This window comes from Streptomyces sp. WM6378, assembly GCF_001279695.1.
Lineage (GTDB): Bacteria > Actinomycetota > Actinomycetes > Streptomycetales > Streptomycetaceae > Streptomyces.
On record NZ_LGDD01000340.1, the window covers coordinates 1 to 15,723 of the forward strand.

The 15,723-nt window shown below is 71.7% G+C and carries 15 protein-coding genes; 10 read left to right on the forward strand and 5 right to left on the reverse strand.

Annotation, left to right across the window (positions count from 1 at the left end; translation table 11 throughout):
- Positions 1–77 precede the first annotated feature (77 nt).
- Both ADK54_RS38995 and ADK54_RS39000 read left to right on the forward strand, forming a co-directional pair.
- On the forward strand, positions 78–1,121 hold the full coding sequence (locus ADK54_RS38995; RefSeq protein WP_053730586.1) for an alpha/beta hydrolase: 1,044 nt from the start codon (positions 78–80) through the stop codon (positions 1,119–1,121).
- Entirely contained in the window at positions 1,118–2,320 is a 1,203-nt protein-coding gene (locus ADK54_RS39000; RefSeq protein WP_053730587.1) for an acyltransferase family protein, read from the forward strand. Before ADK54_RS38995 ends, ADK54_RS39000 begins: the two co-directional genes overlap by 4 nt.
- A 20-nt stretch (positions 2,321–2,340) precedes the next feature.
- On the opposite strand, the gene ADK54_RS39005 is transcribed toward ADK54_RS39000, so the two are convergent.
- Entirely contained in the window at positions 2,341–3,369 is a 1,029-nt protein-coding gene (locus tag ADK54_RS39005; protein WP_053730588.1) for an aldo/keto reductase, read from the reverse strand.
- A 6-nt stretch (positions 3,370–3,375) separates the two neighbouring features.
- Positions 3,376–3,867 carry a MerR family transcriptional regulator gene (locus tag ADK54_RS39010; protein ID WP_053730614.1) on the reverse strand — a complete coding sequence of 164 codons (492 nt, stop codon included), beginning with the start codon at positions 3,865–3,867 and terminating at the stop codon, positions 3,376–3,378.
- A 172-nt stretch (positions 3,868–4,039) separates the two neighbouring features.
- On the opposite strand from ADK54_RS39010, the gene ADK54_RS39015 reads away from it, so the two are divergent.
- A complete protein-coding gene (locus tag ADK54_RS39015) occupies positions 4,040–4,858 on the forward strand; it encodes a serine hydrolase domain-containing protein (RefSeq protein WP_053730589.1) in 819 nt (272 codons plus the stop codon).
- Here the strand turns inward: ADK54_RS39015 and ADK54_RS39020 are convergent.
- The gene (locus ADK54_RS39020; RefSeq protein ID WP_053730590.1) at positions 4,845–5,504 is read right to left on the reverse strand and encodes a pirin family protein; all 660 of its coding nucleotides are present in this window, start codon (positions 5,502–5,504) and stop codon (positions 4,845–4,847) included. The two genes, ADK54_RS39015 and ADK54_RS39020, sit on opposite strands and share 14 nt — an antisense overlap.
- A 59-nt stretch (positions 5,505–5,563) precedes the next feature.
- Between ADK54_RS39020 and ADK54_RS39025 the strand changes: the two genes are divergently transcribed.
- The 5 genes from ADK54_RS39025 (at position 5,564) to fabF (ending at position 10,425) form a co-directional block, all read left to right on the forward strand.
- A complete protein-coding gene (locus ADK54_RS39025; protein WP_053730591.1) occupies positions 5,564–6,760 on the forward strand; it encodes a PucR family transcriptional regulator in 1,197 nt (398 codons plus the stop codon).
- Positions 6,761–6,849: 89 nt separating this feature from the next.
- On the forward strand, positions 6,850–7,767 hold the full coding sequence (locus ADK54_RS39030) for an ACP S-malonyltransferase (protein WP_053730592.1): 918 nt from the start codon (positions 6,850–6,852) through the stop codon (positions 7,765–7,767).
- A 13-nt stretch (positions 7,768–7,780) separates the two neighbouring features.
- Positions 7,781–8,776 (forward strand): ketoacyl-ACP synthase III, encoded by a 996-nt coding sequence (locus ADK54_RS39035; protein ID WP_053730593.1) that lies wholly within the window; start codon positions 7,781–7,783, stop codon positions 8,774–8,776.
- A 59-nt stretch (positions 8,777–8,835) separates the two neighbouring features.
- Positions 8,836–9,084, forward strand: a complete 249-nt coding sequence (locus ADK54_RS39040; protein WP_053730594.1) for an acyl carrier protein — start codon at positions 8,836–8,838, stop codon at positions 9,082–9,084.
- Positions 9,085–9,162: 78 nt separating this feature from the next.
- Positions 9,163–10,425: a beta-ketoacyl-ACP synthase II gene (gene fabF, locus ADK54_RS39045; RefSeq protein ID WP_053730595.1), complete on the forward strand. Its 1,263-nt coding sequence runs from the start codon at positions 9,163–9,165 to the stop codon at positions 10,423–10,425.
- A gap of 78 nt (positions 10,426–10,503) precedes the next feature.
- On the opposite strand, the gene ADK54_RS39050 is transcribed toward fabF, so the two are convergent.
- Positions 10,504–10,998 (reverse strand): DUF3145 domain-containing protein, encoded by a 495-nt coding sequence (locus tag ADK54_RS39050; protein ID WP_053730596.1) that lies wholly within the window; start codon positions 10,996–10,998, stop codon positions 10,504–10,506.
- 326 nt (positions 10,999–11,324) lie between these two features.
- Here ADK54_RS39050 and ADK54_RS39055 point away from each other — a divergent pair, with 326 nt between their 5' ends.
- Entirely contained in the window at positions 11,325–12,218 is an 894-nt protein-coding gene (locus tag ADK54_RS39055) for an SGNH/GDSL hydrolase family protein (RefSeq protein WP_053730597.1), read from the forward strand.
- Positions 12,219–12,459: 241 nt separating this feature from the next.
- Here ADK54_RS39055 and ADK54_RS39060 read toward each other — a convergent pair whose 3' ends face one another.
- Positions 12,460–14,907 carry a glycoside hydrolase family 3 protein gene (locus tag ADK54_RS39060; RefSeq protein WP_053730598.1) on the reverse strand — a complete coding sequence of 816 codons (2,448 nt, stop codon included), beginning with the start codon at positions 14,905–14,907 and terminating at the stop codon, positions 12,460–12,462.
- Positions 14,908–15,054: 147 nt separating this feature from the next.
- Here ADK54_RS39060 and ADK54_RS39065 point away from each other — a divergent pair, with 147 nt between their 5' ends.
- Complete coding sequence (locus tag ADK54_RS39065; RefSeq protein ID WP_053730599.1) at positions 15,055–15,648, forward strand: TetR/AcrR family transcriptional regulator; 594 nt, start codon at positions 15,055–15,057, stop codon at positions 15,646–15,648.
- Positions 15,649–15,723 lie beyond the last annotated feature (75 nt).

Genomic DNA, 15,723 nt, shown 5'->3' on the forward strand with positions numbered 1-15,723 from the left:
GTGTGACGCCCCGCGCCCCACCCCCTTCCTACCTTCCTCCTCGTCAAGGGACAGACCCGAGGAGAGGAAGTCGCGGCATGCATCGGTTGCGAAGGGCGATGGTTGCCTCCGCGTTGGTGGTCGCCGCCATCGCGGGCACGGCGGGGTGGGCCACGGCCGATGCGCAGCAGGCGGTCACCGGGCCGCCCCCCGGCGCCGCCGCCTGGCGGGCCGACACCGTGATCGGGCGGCCCCTGCCCGACCCCGCGAGCGCGACGCCCCGCGAAGTCGCCCTGTTCTTCGCCGGGTTGAGCGAGGCGGAGCAGCAGACGCTCGTCCGGCGGCACCCCGAGACCGTCGGGAACCTCGACGGCGCCCCCGTACACCTGCGGTACGAGGCGAACCGGCGGGCCATATCGGAGTCCAACGACCCCCGGTTCGCGCGGCTCGCCGAGCCGTCCCGGCAGATCCTCGCGTTCGACCCCCGGGGGCGGGGTCAAGTCGCCCAGGTCTACGGGGAGTTGGAGGACGCCGCCCACGTCTCCGTCATCGTCCCCGGCTCCGACATCGACGCCGCCACCTTCGACCGGACGAACGATCCCTACGGCACCCCCGCCGGGATGGCCGCCTCGCTGCGTGACGCCACGCACGACGCGACCGCCGTGATCGCCTGGGCCGGGTACACCACCCCCGTCGGGGTCGGGCTCGACGCCGCGACCGGAGGGCTCGCCGAGGCGGGGGCCAAGCGGCTGACCTGGTTCACCGAGGGGCTCGACGCGGTCGGCGCGCCCGACCCGGTGCTGTTCTGCCACAGCTACGGCTCCGTGGTCTGCGGGCTCGCCGCCAAGGACACCGACGCCTCGGACATCGTCGCGCTCGGCTCCCCCGGCATGCGCGCCGACACCGTCGACGACCTGGGCACCGACGCCCGGGTGTGGGCCGCCAAGGACCCCACGGACTGGATCGACGACGTACCGCACGTCGAGTTCGCGGGGCTCGGCCACGGCGCCGACCCCACCGACCCGTCCTTCGGCGCCCGCCGCGTGCCCGCCGCCGACGCCAAGGGCCACACCGGCTACTTCGCCCCCGGCACCGAGTCCCTCGCCGCCTTCGCCGCCATCGCCACGGGAGATGTTCGATGAGTGCCTTGACCAGGGCCGTCGCGGACATCGAGCGCGCGACCCCCGCCCACCGCGACCGCGCGATCGACGGGCTGCGCGCCCTCGCGCTGCTGGCCGTGCCGACCGGGCACTGGCTGCTCGGCGGGTTCACCCGCGACAGCGGCGGCGCGCTGCACAACGCCAGCCCGCTCTCCACCTTCGGCGGCTTCGCCCCGGCCAGCTGGATCCTGCAGATGCTCGGCATCTTCTTCCTGGTCGGCGGCTACGCGTCTGTTCTGTCCTTTCATCGCCGGAAGGGGTCCACGGGCGAGTGGCTCAAGGGCCGTGTCGCCCGGCTCGGGCGGCCCGTGCTCGGCGTCACCGCCGTCTGGGCCGCGATGATCCCGGTGCTCTACGCGCTCGGCGTGTCCCGCGACACGCTGCGTACCGGATCCACACTCGTGATCCAGCCCCTGTGGTTCGTGGGGGTGTACGTCGGCGTCACCGCGCTCACGCCCTATTGCGTACGCGCCGCCCGGAGGATGGGAGGCTGGGCCGCGGCTCCGCTGCTCGGCGTCGTCGCCGTCGTCGACTTCCTGCGGTACGGGCCGTACGCCGACTCCATGCCGTCCTGGCTGTCGATCATCAACATCCTGCCCGGCTGGATGTTCGCGTACCAACTCGGCGTCTCCTGGGGGGAGAAGAGGATCGGGCGCAGGGGTGGGTGGTTCTTGTTCGCGGGCGGGGCACTGCTCTTCGCCGCGCTGCTCGTCCTCTTCCACTACCCGGCGTCCATGGTCGGCGTGCCCGGTGAGGCACGTACCAACTCGCATCCACCGTCGCTGCTCGTGCTCGCGCTCGCCGCGGTCCAGTCCGGCGCCGCGATCCTGCTGCGCGACCGCGTCGCCAACTGGCTCAAGCGGCCTGCCCTTTGGGCCCCGGTCGTGGTCGTCAACCTGTCCGCGATGACCATCCTGTGCTGGCACCAGACGGCCATGCTCGCCGCGGCCGTGCCTGCCTCGTTCGCCGGGCGGGTGCCGGGGCTCACCACCGCGCCCGACACGCTCGCCTGGATCGGTGAACGGCTCGCCTGGATGCCCGTGTTCGCGGTGCTTCTCGTGCTGATCGCCCGCTACGCGCGGGGCTTCGAGGCGCCCTGGACCAAGGCGACGAAGGCCCGCCGGGCAGCGGCGGGGCTGCTCGCGGCGGGCTTCGCGGTGTTCGCCCTGGGGCTGGCGTGAGCCCCCGCTGTTCGCTCGGCCTACTGCTCGCGGGCCGCCGAGGTGGACGACATGTCGGGGTAGCGGTCGCCCGCGACCTGCCCGGCGATGGGCTCCAGGAGCGCCAGCTCCTCGGCGCTCAGCGTGATGCGGGTCGCCCCGGTGTTCTCCAGGAGGCGGGTGCGCTTGCGGGTGCCCGGGATCGGGACGACGGTCAGGCCGTGCACCTGGGCCCGCTGCTGCACCCAGGCCAGCGCGATCTGCGCGGTCGTCGCGCCGTGCGCGGCCGCGATCTTGTGGAGCGGTTCGAGCAGGGCCGCGTTGGTCTTGGCGTTGTCCCCGGTGAAGCGGGGCTGGAACTGACGGAAGTCCCCGCCGGAGAGCTCCTTGCTCGCGTCGGCGAACGCCCCGGTCAAAAAGCCGCGGCCGAGCGGCGAGTACGGCACGAAGGTCACGCCGAGCTCGGCGGCGGCAGGCACGGCGCTGCGCTCGACGTCGCGGCTGAAGACCGACCACTCCGACTGGAGGGCGGCGATCGGGTGCACGGCGTACGCCTCGCGCAGCTCGGCGCCGGTGACCTCGCTCAGGCCCAGGTACTTGACCTTGCCCTCCTGGACCAGCTCGGCCATCGCGCCGACGGACTCGGCGAGCGGCGTCCGCGGGTCGCGGCGGTGCATGTAGTAGAGGTCGATGGTCTCGATGCCAAGGCGGCGCAGGCTCGCCTCGACGGCCTTCTTGATGTACGCCGGGCTGTTGTTGACGGCCCGGTAGTGCGGGTCGTCCGCGCGGCGCTCGATGGCGAACTTGGTGGCCAGGGTCACCTCGTCGCGGTGGGCGGCGAGGAACGGGGCGAGGAACTCCTCGTTGGCCCCGGAGCCGTACACGTCCGCGGTGTCGATGAGGGTGACGCCCGCCTCGACGGTGGCTTCCAGGGTGTCGCGGGCAGCGGCCTCGTCGGTGTCGCCGTAGAACTCGCTGATGCCCATGGCGCCGAAACCCTGGACGCCGATCTGCGGGCCCTCGGTGCCGAGCCAGACGGTGCTGATCTTCTCAATCGGGCTGTTGCTCATGGGTGTTCAGGCCCTTTCCGACGCCCTGCGGACGTCCGCTTCCGACACCCTGCGGGCGTCGGCGTAATAGTCGATCTTGTAGTCGAGTACGGCGAGCGTGTCCTGGAGCTCCGCCATCCGCGTGATGACGTCGCGCCGGGTCTGCTCCAGGAGCTCTTGGCGCGCCTCGAAGGTGTGTGCCCCCTCGCGGACGAGTTCGGCGTAACGGACCATGTCGGCGACCGGCATGCCGGTGAGCCGGAGCTTGCCGACGAAGGACAGCCAGTCCAGGTCCTTGTTGCTGAACCGCCGCTGGCCGGTGTGCGAGCGGTCCACGTGCGGCATGAGGCCGATCCGCTCGTACCAGCGAAGGGTGTGCGCGGTGAGTCCGGTGCACGCCACGACCTCGCTGATCGTGTAGCGGTCCTGACCGTCGGGGCGCGGGTGGAGCGGCTGCGTCGCGCAGAGGCCCTGCCTGACCCGCTCCACCGTCACCGCTGTGCTTTCGATCACCGTCATGACCTCCACGCTAGGACCTTGGAGTGCACTCCAAGCAAGCGAATTCGCCTTCGTATTTCGTGTCGTATTTCGGGTGTCGTGTTCCGTGTCTTGTTTCGTGTCTTGTTCCCAGCCTGGTTCCGCCCCGCAGCTGCCGCACCCCCGACCCGGCGGAGCGCATAGGCTCGTACGCATGGAGAGCCTGCGGATCATCGAGACCTGGCCCGTACCGACCGCGGCGGCGGCCGTGGTGCGGGCCGACGGAACGCTTGCCGGCACGCACGGGCCGGTGTCCCACCGGTTCCCGCTGGCCTCCGTCACCAAGCCGCTCGCCGCTTACGCGGCCCTCGTCGCGTACGAGGAGGGGGCGATCGAGCTCGACGAGCCCGCCGGGCCCGCCGGGGCCACCGTCCGCCACCTGCTCGCGCACACCTCGGGGCTCGCCTTCGACGAGCACAAGGTGATGGCGCCGCCCGGCGAACGCAGGCTCTACTCCAACGCCGGGTTCGAGGCGCTCGGCGACCACATCGCCAAGCAGTCGGGCATCCCCTTCGCCGACTACGTACGCCAGGCCGTCCTCGAACCGCTCGGCATGACGTCCAGCACGCTGGAGGGCTCGCCCGCCAAGGACGGCGTCTCGACCGTCGAGGACCTCGCGAAGTTCGCCGCGGAGGTGCAGGCGCCGCAGCTCCTGCACCCGGCCACGGTCGCCGAGGCCATGCACGTCCAGTACCCGGGCCTCAAGGGCGTACTGCCCGGCTACGGCCACCAGAACCCCAACGACTGGGGCCTCGGCTTCGAGATCCGCGGCTCCAAGTCCCCCCACTGGACGGGCAGTTCGTCCTCCCCGCGCACGTTCGGCCACTTCGGCCAGTCCGGTACGTTCCTGTGGATCGACCCGGACGCGGGCCTCGCCTGCGTCGCCCTGACGGACCGTCAGTTCGGCCCCTGGGCGGCCGAGGTGTGGCCGGTGTTCACCGACAGCGTGCTGGCCGAATTCACACGGAGCTGAGCTCCCAGAACAGCACCTCGGCGCCCTCGTCCGCCGTCAGCTCCAGGCCGAGCGCCCCGGCGATCCGCGCCGAGTCGCCCGGCCCGAGCTCCTCCTTGGCCAGGCGCACCCGGCCGCGCACGACATGGACGTACACGCCGGGCGCGTCCGGCACGGCCGTGCGCTCGCCGGGGGCGAGGCGGCGGACGTACAGCATGGCGCCCGCCGGCAGCACCGCGTAGGGCGTGGAGTCCGCGATGCCGCGCACGATGTCGTACGCGGGCTCACCGCCGGGCTTCTTCGGCGCGAGCCACATCTGCAGGAAGACCAGCGGGGCATCGCCTTCGTTGCGCTCCTCGTGCCGCACGCCGCCCGCGGAGCTCAGGCACTGCACGTCGCCGGGGCGCACCAGCGTGGTGTGGCCCGCCGAGTCGCGGTGGGTGAGCTCGCCCTCGATGACCCAGGTGAGGATCTCGGTGTGGCTGTGCGGGTGCTCGTCGAACCCCGCACCGGGCGCGAGCCGCTCCTCGTTGCAGGCGAGGACCGGGCCGAAGCGGAGGTTGTCCGGCTCGTAGAACCGGCCGAAGGAGAAGGCGTGCAGGGACTCGATACCGGCGTCCGGGTCGCCGCCCGGGTAGCGCTCGTCGCCGCGCCTGACAGAAATCACGGCTACCACCGTAGACCCGGCCCGGCGGGGACGGTTCCCGATAAGGCAGTCTTGTCCCCGTGCCAGCACCCGATCCCGTACACCCCGCGAAGAATGCCCATCCGCATGCCGCGACCCTGAAGCGTCTTGAGCAGTCCTCGGGGCGGCTCGCCGCGAACGCGATCGCCCGCATGGACGCGACGCTGCCGTGGTACCGGGCGATGCCGCCGGAGAACCGGTCGTGGATCGGTCTGGTCGCCCAGGCCGGCATCGCCGCCTTCACCGAGTGGTTCCGGCATCCCGAGACGCCGCAGGCGATCTCGACCGACGTCTTCGGCACGGCCCCGCGCGAACTGACGCGGGCCATCACGCTGCGGCAGACCGTCGAGATGGTGCGCACCACCATCGAGGTCATGGAGACCGCGATCGAGGAGGTCGCGGCTCCCGGCGACGAGTCGATCCTGCGCGAGGCGCTGCTCGTGTACGCCCGTGAGATCGCCTTCGCGACGGCCCAGGTGTACGCCCAGGCCGCCGAGGCGCGCGGCGCGTGGGACGCCCGGCTCGAATCCCTGGTCGTCAACGCGGTGCTGTCCGGCGAGGCCGACGAGGGCGCCGTGTCCCGGGCCGCGGCGCTCGGCTGGAACTCGCCGGAGCACGTGTGCGTCGTCCTCGGTACGGCGCCGGACGGCGACAGCGAGCTCACCGTGGAGGCGATCCGGCGGGCCGCCCGGCACGCCAAGCTCCAGGTGCTCACCGGGGTGCTCGGCGACCGCCTGGTCGTCATCGCGGGCGGCAGCGACAACCCGCTGGCGGTGGCGAAGAGCCTGATCGGGCCGTATGCCGCGGGTCCGGTCGTCGCGGGCCCCATCGTCCCGGACCTGCTGGCCGCGACCCGGTCCGCGCAGGCCGCGGCGGCCGGACTCAAGGCGTGCTCGGCCTGGCAGGACGCGCCCCGGCCGGTTCTGGCGGACGATCTGCTGCCGGAGCGGGCGATCGCGTCGGATCCTGCCGCGCGCGAGCAGCTGGTGGAGGAGATCTACAGACCGCTGGAGGAGGCGGGCTCGGCGCTCCTGGAAACCTTGAGCGTCTATCTGGAGCAGGCGAGCAGTCTGGAGGGCGCGGCCCGGATGCTGTTCGTCCACCCCAATACCGTTCGCTACCGGCTCCGACGTGTGACGGACGTCACCGGGTGGTCACCGTCCGATGTGCGCTCGGCGTTCACGCTGAGGATCGCGCTGATCCTGGGGCGCCTGGCCGACGGAGATTCGCAGTCCTAGACTTTTGTCGGACACCCACAATTCCCCCGACGGTTCTTCGTCCCTGTCCCCACGGGCGCGCGGAGCCGTCCACAAGAGAGAGTGTGAGAGTGCTCGTACTCGTCGCTCCCGGCCAAGGCGCTCAGACGCCCGGCTTCCTGACCCCCTGGCTCGACCTCCCCGGCGCTGCCGACCGGCTCGCCGCGTGGTCGGACGCCATCGGTCTTGACCTCGTCCACTACGGCACGCAGGCGGATGCCGACGCGATCCGCGACACCGCCGTGGCCCAGCCCCTGCTGGTCGCCGCGGGTCTGCTGTCCGCCGCGGCACTGGGTGACATCAGCCCCGGGGCCGTCGCGGGGCACAGCGTGGGCGAGATCACCGCCACCGCTTTCGCGGGCGTCCTCTCCGAGGAAGCCGCGCTCGGCTTCGTACGCAAGCGGGGCCTGGGCATGGCCGAGGCCGCCGCCGTCACGCCGACCGGCATGGCGGCCCTGCTCGGCGGCGAGCCCGAGAACGTGCTGCCGCACCTGGAGAAGCTGGGCCTGACGCCGGCGAACGTGAACGGCGCGGGCCAGGTCGTGGCCGCCGGCACCGCCGAGCAGCTCGCGGCCCTGGAGGCCGACAAGCCCGAGGGCGTGCGCCGCGTGGTGGCCCTCAAGGTCGCCGGCGCCTTCCACACGCACCACATGGCTCCGGCCGTGGCGGCCCTCGACGAGGCGGCCAAGTCGCTCGCCATCGCGGACCCGAAGGTCACGTACGTCTCGAACGCGGACGGCAAGACCGTGGCGAGTGGCCAGGAGATCGTGGCCCGCCTGGTCAACCAGGTCTCCAATCCGGTCCGCTGGGACCTGTGCATGGAGACCTTCAAGGACCTGGGCGCGACGGCGCTGGTCGAGCTGTGCCCGGGCGGCACCCTGACCGGGCTCGCCAAGCGCGCGATGCCGGGTGTGAAGACCGTCGCCCTAAAGACCCCCGCCGACCTCGACGCGGCTCGTGCGCTCATCGCCGAGCATGCATCCGCCTAAGGAGCCGAGAGCCATGTCGAAGATCCGGCCCAGCAAGGGCGCCCCGTACGCGCGCATCATGGGCGTGGGCGGCTACCGTCCGGTGCGCGTGGTGCCCAACGAGGTGATCCTGGAGACGATCGACTCCTCCGACGAGTGGATCCGTTCCCGCTCCGGCATCGCCACCCGCCACTGGGCCTCCCCGGAGGAGACCGTGGCCGCGATGTCGATCGAGGCCTCGGGCAAGGCGATCGCGGATGCCGGCATCTCCGCCGAGCAGATCGGCGGCGTGATCGTCTCCACCGTCTCGCACTTCAAGCAGACCCCGGCCGTGGCCACCGAGATCGCCGACAAGCTGGGCACCGCCAAGGCGGCCGCGTTCGACATCTCGGCCGGCTGCGCGGGCTTCGGCTACGGCCTGACCCTGGCCAAGGGCATGATCGTCGAGGGTTCCGCCGAGTACGTGCTCGTCATCGGCGTGGAGCGGCTCAGCGACCTGACCGACCTCCAGGACCGCGCCACCGCGTTCCTGTTCGGCGACGGCGCGGGCGCGGTCGTCGTGGGCCCCTCGGACGAGCCGGCCATCGGCCCCACGGTGTGGGGTTCCGAGGGCGACAAGTCGGAGACCATCAAGCAGACCGTGCCGTGGACCGAGTACGACAGCTCGGGCAAGTTCCCCGCGATCACGCAGGAGGGCCAGGCGGTCTTCCGCTGGGCCGTGTTCGAGATGGCGAAGGTCGCCCAGCAGGCGCTGGACGCGGCCGGGATCAGCCCGGACGACCTGGACGTCTTCATTCCGCACCAGGCCAACATGCGGATCATCGACTCGATGGTGAAGACTCTCAAACTGCCGGACCACGTCACGGTCGCCCGTGACGTGGAGACCACCGGCAACACCTCGGCCGCCTCGATCCCGCTCGCAATGGAGCGGCTCCTGGCGACCGGACAGGCGAAGAGCGGCGACACCGCGCTCGTCATCGGCTTCGGGGCGGGTCTCGTGTACGCCGCGACGGTCGTTACCCTCCCCTAGGCACTCCGGATCTTCCGGAAGCCCGTAATTCGAAGCATTAACACCGAAGGAGCGCCAACATGGCCGCCACGCAGGAAGAGATCGTCGAGGGTCTCGCCGAGATCGTCAACGAGATCGCTGGTATCCCGGTCGAGGACGTCCAGCTGGACAAGTCCTTCACCGACGACCTGGACGTCGACTCGCTGTCCATGGTCGAGGTCGTCGTCGCCGCCGAAGAGCGCTTCGACGTCAAGATCCCGGACGAGGACGTCAAGAACCTCAAGACCGTTGGCGACGCCGCCAGCTACATCCTGAAGCACCAGGCCTGATTCAGGACCTGAATTCGGGCTGCCACCCAGCGGTGGCGCCGCTGATTCACGTCCCTTACACACGTGGAGAAACTTCCTGTGAGCTCGACCAATCGCACCGTGGTCGTCACCGGTATCGGCGCAACCACACCGCTGGGTGGCGACACCGCCTCGACCTGGGAGGGTCTGCTGGCGGGACGCTCCGGTGTCCGCCCCCTGGAGGGTGAGCGCTTCGCCGAACTGCCGGTCCGGATCGCGGCCCCGGCCGCGGTCGACCCGAGCGAGGTGCTGCCCCGCCCGCTGGCCCGCAAGCTGGACCGCTCGGCGCAGTTCGCGCTGATCGCGGCCAAGGAGGCCTGGGCGGACGCGGGTTTCTCCGCCCCTGCGGGCGACGAGTCCGGCGTCACTCCGGAGCGGCTCGGCACGGTCATCGCGTCGGGCATCGGCGGTGTCACCACCCTGCTCGACCAGTACGACGTGCTGAAGGAGAAGGGCGTACGCCGCGTCTCCCCGCACACCGTGCCCATGCTCATGCCGAACGGCCCGTCGGCCAACGTCGGCCTTGAGGTGAACGCCCGCGCCGGCGTCCACACCCCCGTCTCCGCGTGTGCCTCGGGTGCCGAGGCCATCGGGTACGCCGTCGAGATGATCCGCACCGGCCGCGCCGATGTCGTGGTCGCCGGCGGCACCGAGGCGGCCATCCACCCGCTGCCCATCGCGGCGTTCGCCAACATGATGGCGATGTCCAAGAACAACGACCACCCCGAGCAGGCCTCGCGCCCCTACGACAAGGCCCGCGACGGCTTCGTCCTGGGCGAGGGCGCCGGCGTGGTGATCCTGGAGTCCGCCGAGCACGCCAAGCAGCGCGGCGCCCGCGTCTACTGCGAGGTGCTCGGCCAGGGCCTCTCGGCCGACAGCCACCACATCGCGCAGCCCGAGCCGACCGGCCGTGGCGTCGCCGCCGCGGTGCAGAACCTGCTCGATTCGACGGACCTGAAGCCGTCCGAGGTGGTCCACCTCAACGCGCACGCCACCTCGACGCCGCAGGGCGACATCGCCGAGATCAAGGCGCTGCGCAAGGTCCTCGGCGACGACCTGGACCACGTGGCGATCTCCGCGACGAAGTCGATGACCGGCCACCTCCTCGGCGGCGCGGGCGGCATCGAGACCGTCGCCACGGTCCTCGCCCTGTACCACCGCACGGCCCCGCCGACCATCAACATCGACGAGCTCGACGAAGAGGTCGACCCGGGCCTGGTGAGCGGCGAGCCCCGCAAGCTCCCCGAGGGTTCGATCTCCGCGATCAACAACTCGTTCGGGTTCGGCGGCCACAACGTGGTGCTCGCCTTCCGTTCGGTCTGAGCGCGCTCCGTACGTACGTCGAAGGGCCCCACCGTGGTCGGTGGGGCCCTTTCGCGTACGCGGTTCAAAGGGCGCGGTTCAGACGACCTGGTGCAGCCAGCGGACCGGGGCGCCCTCTCCCGCGTAGCGGAAGGGCTCCAATTCGTCGTCCCACGGCTTGCCGAGGAGCTTGGCGATCTCGGCCTCCAGGTCGGTCTCGCCCTGGACGGAACGGGCGAGAGCGGCGCGCAGCCGGTCCTCCGGGATCATGATGTCGCCGTGGATGCCGATCACGGCGTGGAAGATGCCGAGGTCGGGCGTGGCGCTGTAGCGCTCGCCCTCGGCCGTCGCGCAGGGCTCGGCCGTGACCTCGAAGCGCAAGAGGTGCCAGCCGCGCAGCGCGGAGGCGAGTTTGGAGGCGGTGCCGGGTTCGCCCCGCCAGGAGAATTCGGCTCTCCACGTGCCGGGCGATGCGGGCTGGCGGATCCAGTCGAGCTGGACGCGCACCCCCAGGACGCCGGCCACAGCCCATTCGACGTGCGGGCAGAGCGCGCGCGGGGCGGAGTGGACGTAGAGAACTCCACGTGTCGTCACCGGGACCTCCAGTGCGGTTCGAGGTTCGCCTTCCCCAGCGGCCTCGCGCCCCTGCCGTTCCCGGTCAGGACAGCACCTGACATTCTGCCCCTGGGTTCAACAGTAAACAGCATCGGGAGCTAATCTCCTGAAATGGGACAGTATGTGACGTGATGTAATTTACCGGAGACGTCTGGCGTGGTTCCTCTGGCTGGACGGGCCAAAGCTACCGCGCGGAGCTGTGCCAAGGGTGTCGTAATGTCGGTCGGAGCGCCTTCGAACACCAAGCTTTCACTCGCGAGGACGCCGCGAAAGCCGAACGACCGCCGCACGGAGGGGGACCCGGGATGCCGGACAGCCGCCGGAGCCGTCCTGCCCGCACCACGGCCGCTCTCCTCGCGGCGACCGCCCTCGCCCTGACCGCCGGCTGCCAGTCCGGCGGCGGCCACTCCTCCGCGAGCCCGGCCGCCTCGAAGAAGCCCTCGCCGAGCCCCTCCCCCGCCTGGGACCGCAGCCCGAAGTCGGTGGCCGCGGTGGGCGACTCGATCACCCGCGGCTTCGACGCCTGCACGGTCCTCGCCGACTGCCCGGAGGTCTCCTGGGCGACCGGCAGCGATGCCCAGGTCGACTCCCTCGCGGTCCGCCTCCTGGGCGCGGCGGCCCCCGCCAACAGCTGGAACTACGCCAAAACCGGCGCCAAAATGGCCGATCTGCCGGCCCAGATGGACCGGGCCGCGGCCCAGCACCCGGGTCTGGTCACGGTGATGGCGGGAGCGAACGACGCCTGCCGCGGGGATGTGTCGGACATGACACCGGTGAACACGTTCCGCACGGAGTTCGAGGCGTCCCTGCGGCGGTTGCGCGCGGTGTCGCCGAAGTCCCAGGTGTACGTGTCGAGCGTGCCCGACCTGAAACGGCTGTGGTCGACCGGGCGTGGCAGCCCGCTGGGCAAGCAGATCTGGAAGCTGGGCATCTGCCAGTCGATGCTGGCCGACGCCGACGACCTGGGCGCGGCCGCGACCGAGCGGCGCACCGAGGTGTACGACCGGGTGGTGTCGTACAACAAGGTCCTCAAGGACGTGTGCGCGAAGGACCGCGCCTGCCGTTACGACGGCGGCGCGGTCTTCGACTACGACTTCGGCGGCGACCAGCTGAGCCCCTGGGACTGGTTCCACCCGAGCAAGAACGGGCAGGGCCGCTTGGCGGAGATCGCGTACGGAAAGGTGACGGCGGCGGGCTGAATCGTGCGGCCGCCGGTGGTTGGAAACCCTGGGGCTCCGCCCCAGACCCCGTATCGCGCCTGAAGAGCGCTCGTCCTCAAACTCCCCCAAGGCCTCAAGGGCCAGGGGGACCCCCATGACGGCCTGGGTATGCCTGCATGGGCACGCTGCCAAGAGGGACCCTGCTAGGGGCGCGGGGAACTGCGCGACCAGCCACAGCGGGCCCGCACCCATGACTGGGCCGCACCCCGCAGGGCCCCGCTCAGACCTCCAGCGTCGCGCTGAGCCGGACGTCCGCCAGGGAGTGGCAGGCCCGCACCTCGTACTGGCCCGGGACGAAGCTCCACGCCCCCGCGAGCTCGTCCCAGATCTCGAACACCCGCCCCCGCAGGGGGATTTCGACCTCGACGGAGTCTCCGGGCGCGGCCTCGACCGAGGCGAACCCCGCCAACCAGCGGCGCGGTCGCGACACCGCGTCGGCGACCGGCGCCAGGTAGATCTGGATGGTCTCGCGCCCGGCACGCGCACCCGTGTTGCGGACCCGGACCTTGGCGCGGGCGGGGGTCGCCTCCAGGGACTCGTACTCCCAGCTCGTGTAGCCGAGCCCGTGCCCGAAGGGGTAGGCGGGCGCCACCTCGGCCCGGTCATAGGCGCGGTAGCCGATGAACAGGCCTTCCTCGTAAGGGAGTTGACCCACCGTCGGGCGGACCTCGGTGACCGGGGCGTCGGTGAGGCGGGCCGGCCAGGTGGTGGGGAGGCGGCCGCCGGGCTCCGCGTGGCCGAGCAGGACGTCTGCGAGGGCGGCGCCGCCCTCCTGGCCGGGGAACCAGCTCAGGAGCACCGCCGCGACGTCGCCCCGCCACGGGAGTTCCACAGGGGAGCCGGAGTTGACGACCACCACGGTGTTCGGATTGGCGGCGGCGACGGCGCGCACCAGGTCGTCCTGGCGGCCGGGCAACCGCAGGTCGCGGCGGTCGAAGCCCTCGGACTCGACGCGGTCGGTGGTGGCGACCACCACCACGGCGAGCTCGGCGGCCCGTGCGGCCTCGACGGCCTCGGCGATCAGTTCGTCGGCGTCGCGCTGCGGCCCGAGGTGGGTGAGCGAGAACATCACGGCGGTGAGCGGCGCGTCGGCGGCCTTGTGCACGGTGTGCCGCAGGGACACCTCGACGGGTACGCCCTCGGTGAGGTGGGCGCGGCCGCGTTCGGCGGGGGCGCCGAAGAACGCCTCGAACGGGTCGGCTCCGTCGCTCATCGCCTGCGTGCCGTCCCACAGGAGGCGGCCGCCGACGGTGAGCGTGTAGCCGCCGATGCCCCGGGTGCCGAAGGTGTGCTCGCCGCTCTCGCGCGGGGTGAGGGTGCCCGTGACCTCGACGGAGTGCAGCGCGTCGTGGGTCACCCCTGCGGGCAGGTCGTCGCCGATCCACTGCACCTGGCCGCCCGGCAGGGACCCGGTGCCGAGGACGTTCCCGTCGGCGTCGCGGCAGACGGCGCGGAGCTCGAACCCCTGGTCCGCGGGGGCGAGTTCGTCGCTCGGGTCCGCGCCGACCGTGTACGTCAACGCACCCGCGGGCAGGGCCGCGGTGAGGCCGATGAGCGGGGAGACGACGCGCTCGGGGAAGACGGTCGCCGAGCCGCCGCCGAGGACGCGGGCGTCGCGTGCGGCGGCGCCGATCAGCGCCACCTTGCGGACGCGGGCCGGGTCGATGGGCAGGGTGTCGCGTTCGTTGCGTACGAGGACGAAGGCGCGGCGGGCGACCTCGCGGGCCAGCGCCGGGCCGTCGACGGCGGCGGGGAGTTCGGTGACGGCGGCGTCGACGCCGTCGAGGATGCCGACGCGCGCCGCGAGCCGCAGCACGTTGCGCACCGCGTCGTCGACGACCGCCTCGTCCACGTCGCCCTTGCGGACGGCGGCGGCCAGCGCATCCCCGTACACGGTCTTCGGGCCCGGCATCGCGACGTCGAGCCCGCCGAGGATGTCGCCGACGGTCGAGCGGGCGGCCATCCAGTCGGAGACGATGAACCCGTCGAAGCCCCACTCGCCGCGCAGGACCTCGTTCTGGAGGTAGCGGTGCTCGGTCATCGTCACGCCGTTGACCTGGTTGTACGCGGCCATGATGCCCCAGGGGTGGGCGTTTTCGACGATGGCCTCGAAGGGGGCGAGGTAGAGCTCGCGCAGCGGGCGCGGGGCGATGACGTTGTCGACGGTGAAGCGGTCGGTCTCGGCGTCGTTGGCGACGAAGTGCTTGACGGTGGTGCCGACGCCGCCGGCCTGGACGCCGCCCACGTAGCCGGAGGCGATCTCGCCGGTGAGGTAGGGGTCCTCGGAGTAGCACTCGAAGTGCCGGCCGCCGAGCGGTGAGCGGTGCAGGTTCACGGTCGGCGCGAGCAGCACGTGGACGCCCTTGCGGCGGGCCTCCTGGGCGAGCAGCGCGCCGGCCCGGCGGGCAAGGGCCGGGTCCCAGGTGGCGGCGAGTGCGGTCGGGGACGGCAGGGCGATCGAGGGATCGTCGGCGGTCCAGCGGACCCCGCGCACCCCGATCGGGCCGTCGGACATCACGAGGGAGCCGAGCCCGATCTGGGGCAGCGCGGGCAGCGACCACATGTCCTGGCCGGCGAGCAGCCGGGCCTTGGCCTCCAGATCGAGCTTGCCGAGGGCCGTCTCGACGGCCTCGCTGTAGTCGGGGGTGGAAACGGGTGCGCCTGCCACGGCCGTACCTCCTCGTAGAAGTCCGCTGGTGGGACCATGGTGACCGGTTTACCTGTAGAGCGGTAGGGTTAGTTACCTGTCCGTGATATTCGAATGCCGTACGGTCCTCTCGGAACACCGACGGACCGGCACGGAGCGGGGGCAGACATGGCGAGGACCAGGAGCGCCAGAAGCGAGGAGCGGCGCGCGGACATTCTCCGCGCCGCCCTGGAGGTCATCGCGGAACGCGGCTACCGGGGCGCCTCCCTCGGCGCGGTCGCCGAGCGCGTGGGCCTCACCCAGCAGGGCCTGCTCCACTACTTCCCCACGAAGGAGGCCCTGCTCGTCGCCGTCCTGGAGGAGCGGGACCAGTGGGACACCGGCGGTCGGCGGACCTCTGCCGACGGCTGGCGCCTGGAACTGCTCGCCTCCCTGGTCGAGTACAACGCGATGCGGCCCGGCGTCGTCCAGACGTTCTCGGCGCTGCTCGGCGAATCGGTGACGGACGAGCATCCGGCCCGCCCCTTCTTCACCCGCCGCTACGCGCAGGTCCGCGAGGAGATGGCGGGCGTGCTGCGCGCCGAGTTCGGCGACCGGCTGCCCGGCGGGCTCACCCCGGAGCGGGCGGCCCCGCTGCTCGTCGCGGTGATGGACGGCCTCCAGTACCAGTGGCTGCTCGACCCGGAATCGGTCGACATGGCGGCCGCCTTCCACGACTTCGTGGCGCTGCTCGGGATCCCGGACGGCACTGACGGCTCATAAGTCCCTCTATCCACACAGGACTTCCGTGCGAATACTGGGCGGCGACCGGACTTCGACGGAAGGATCAGCGGTGCG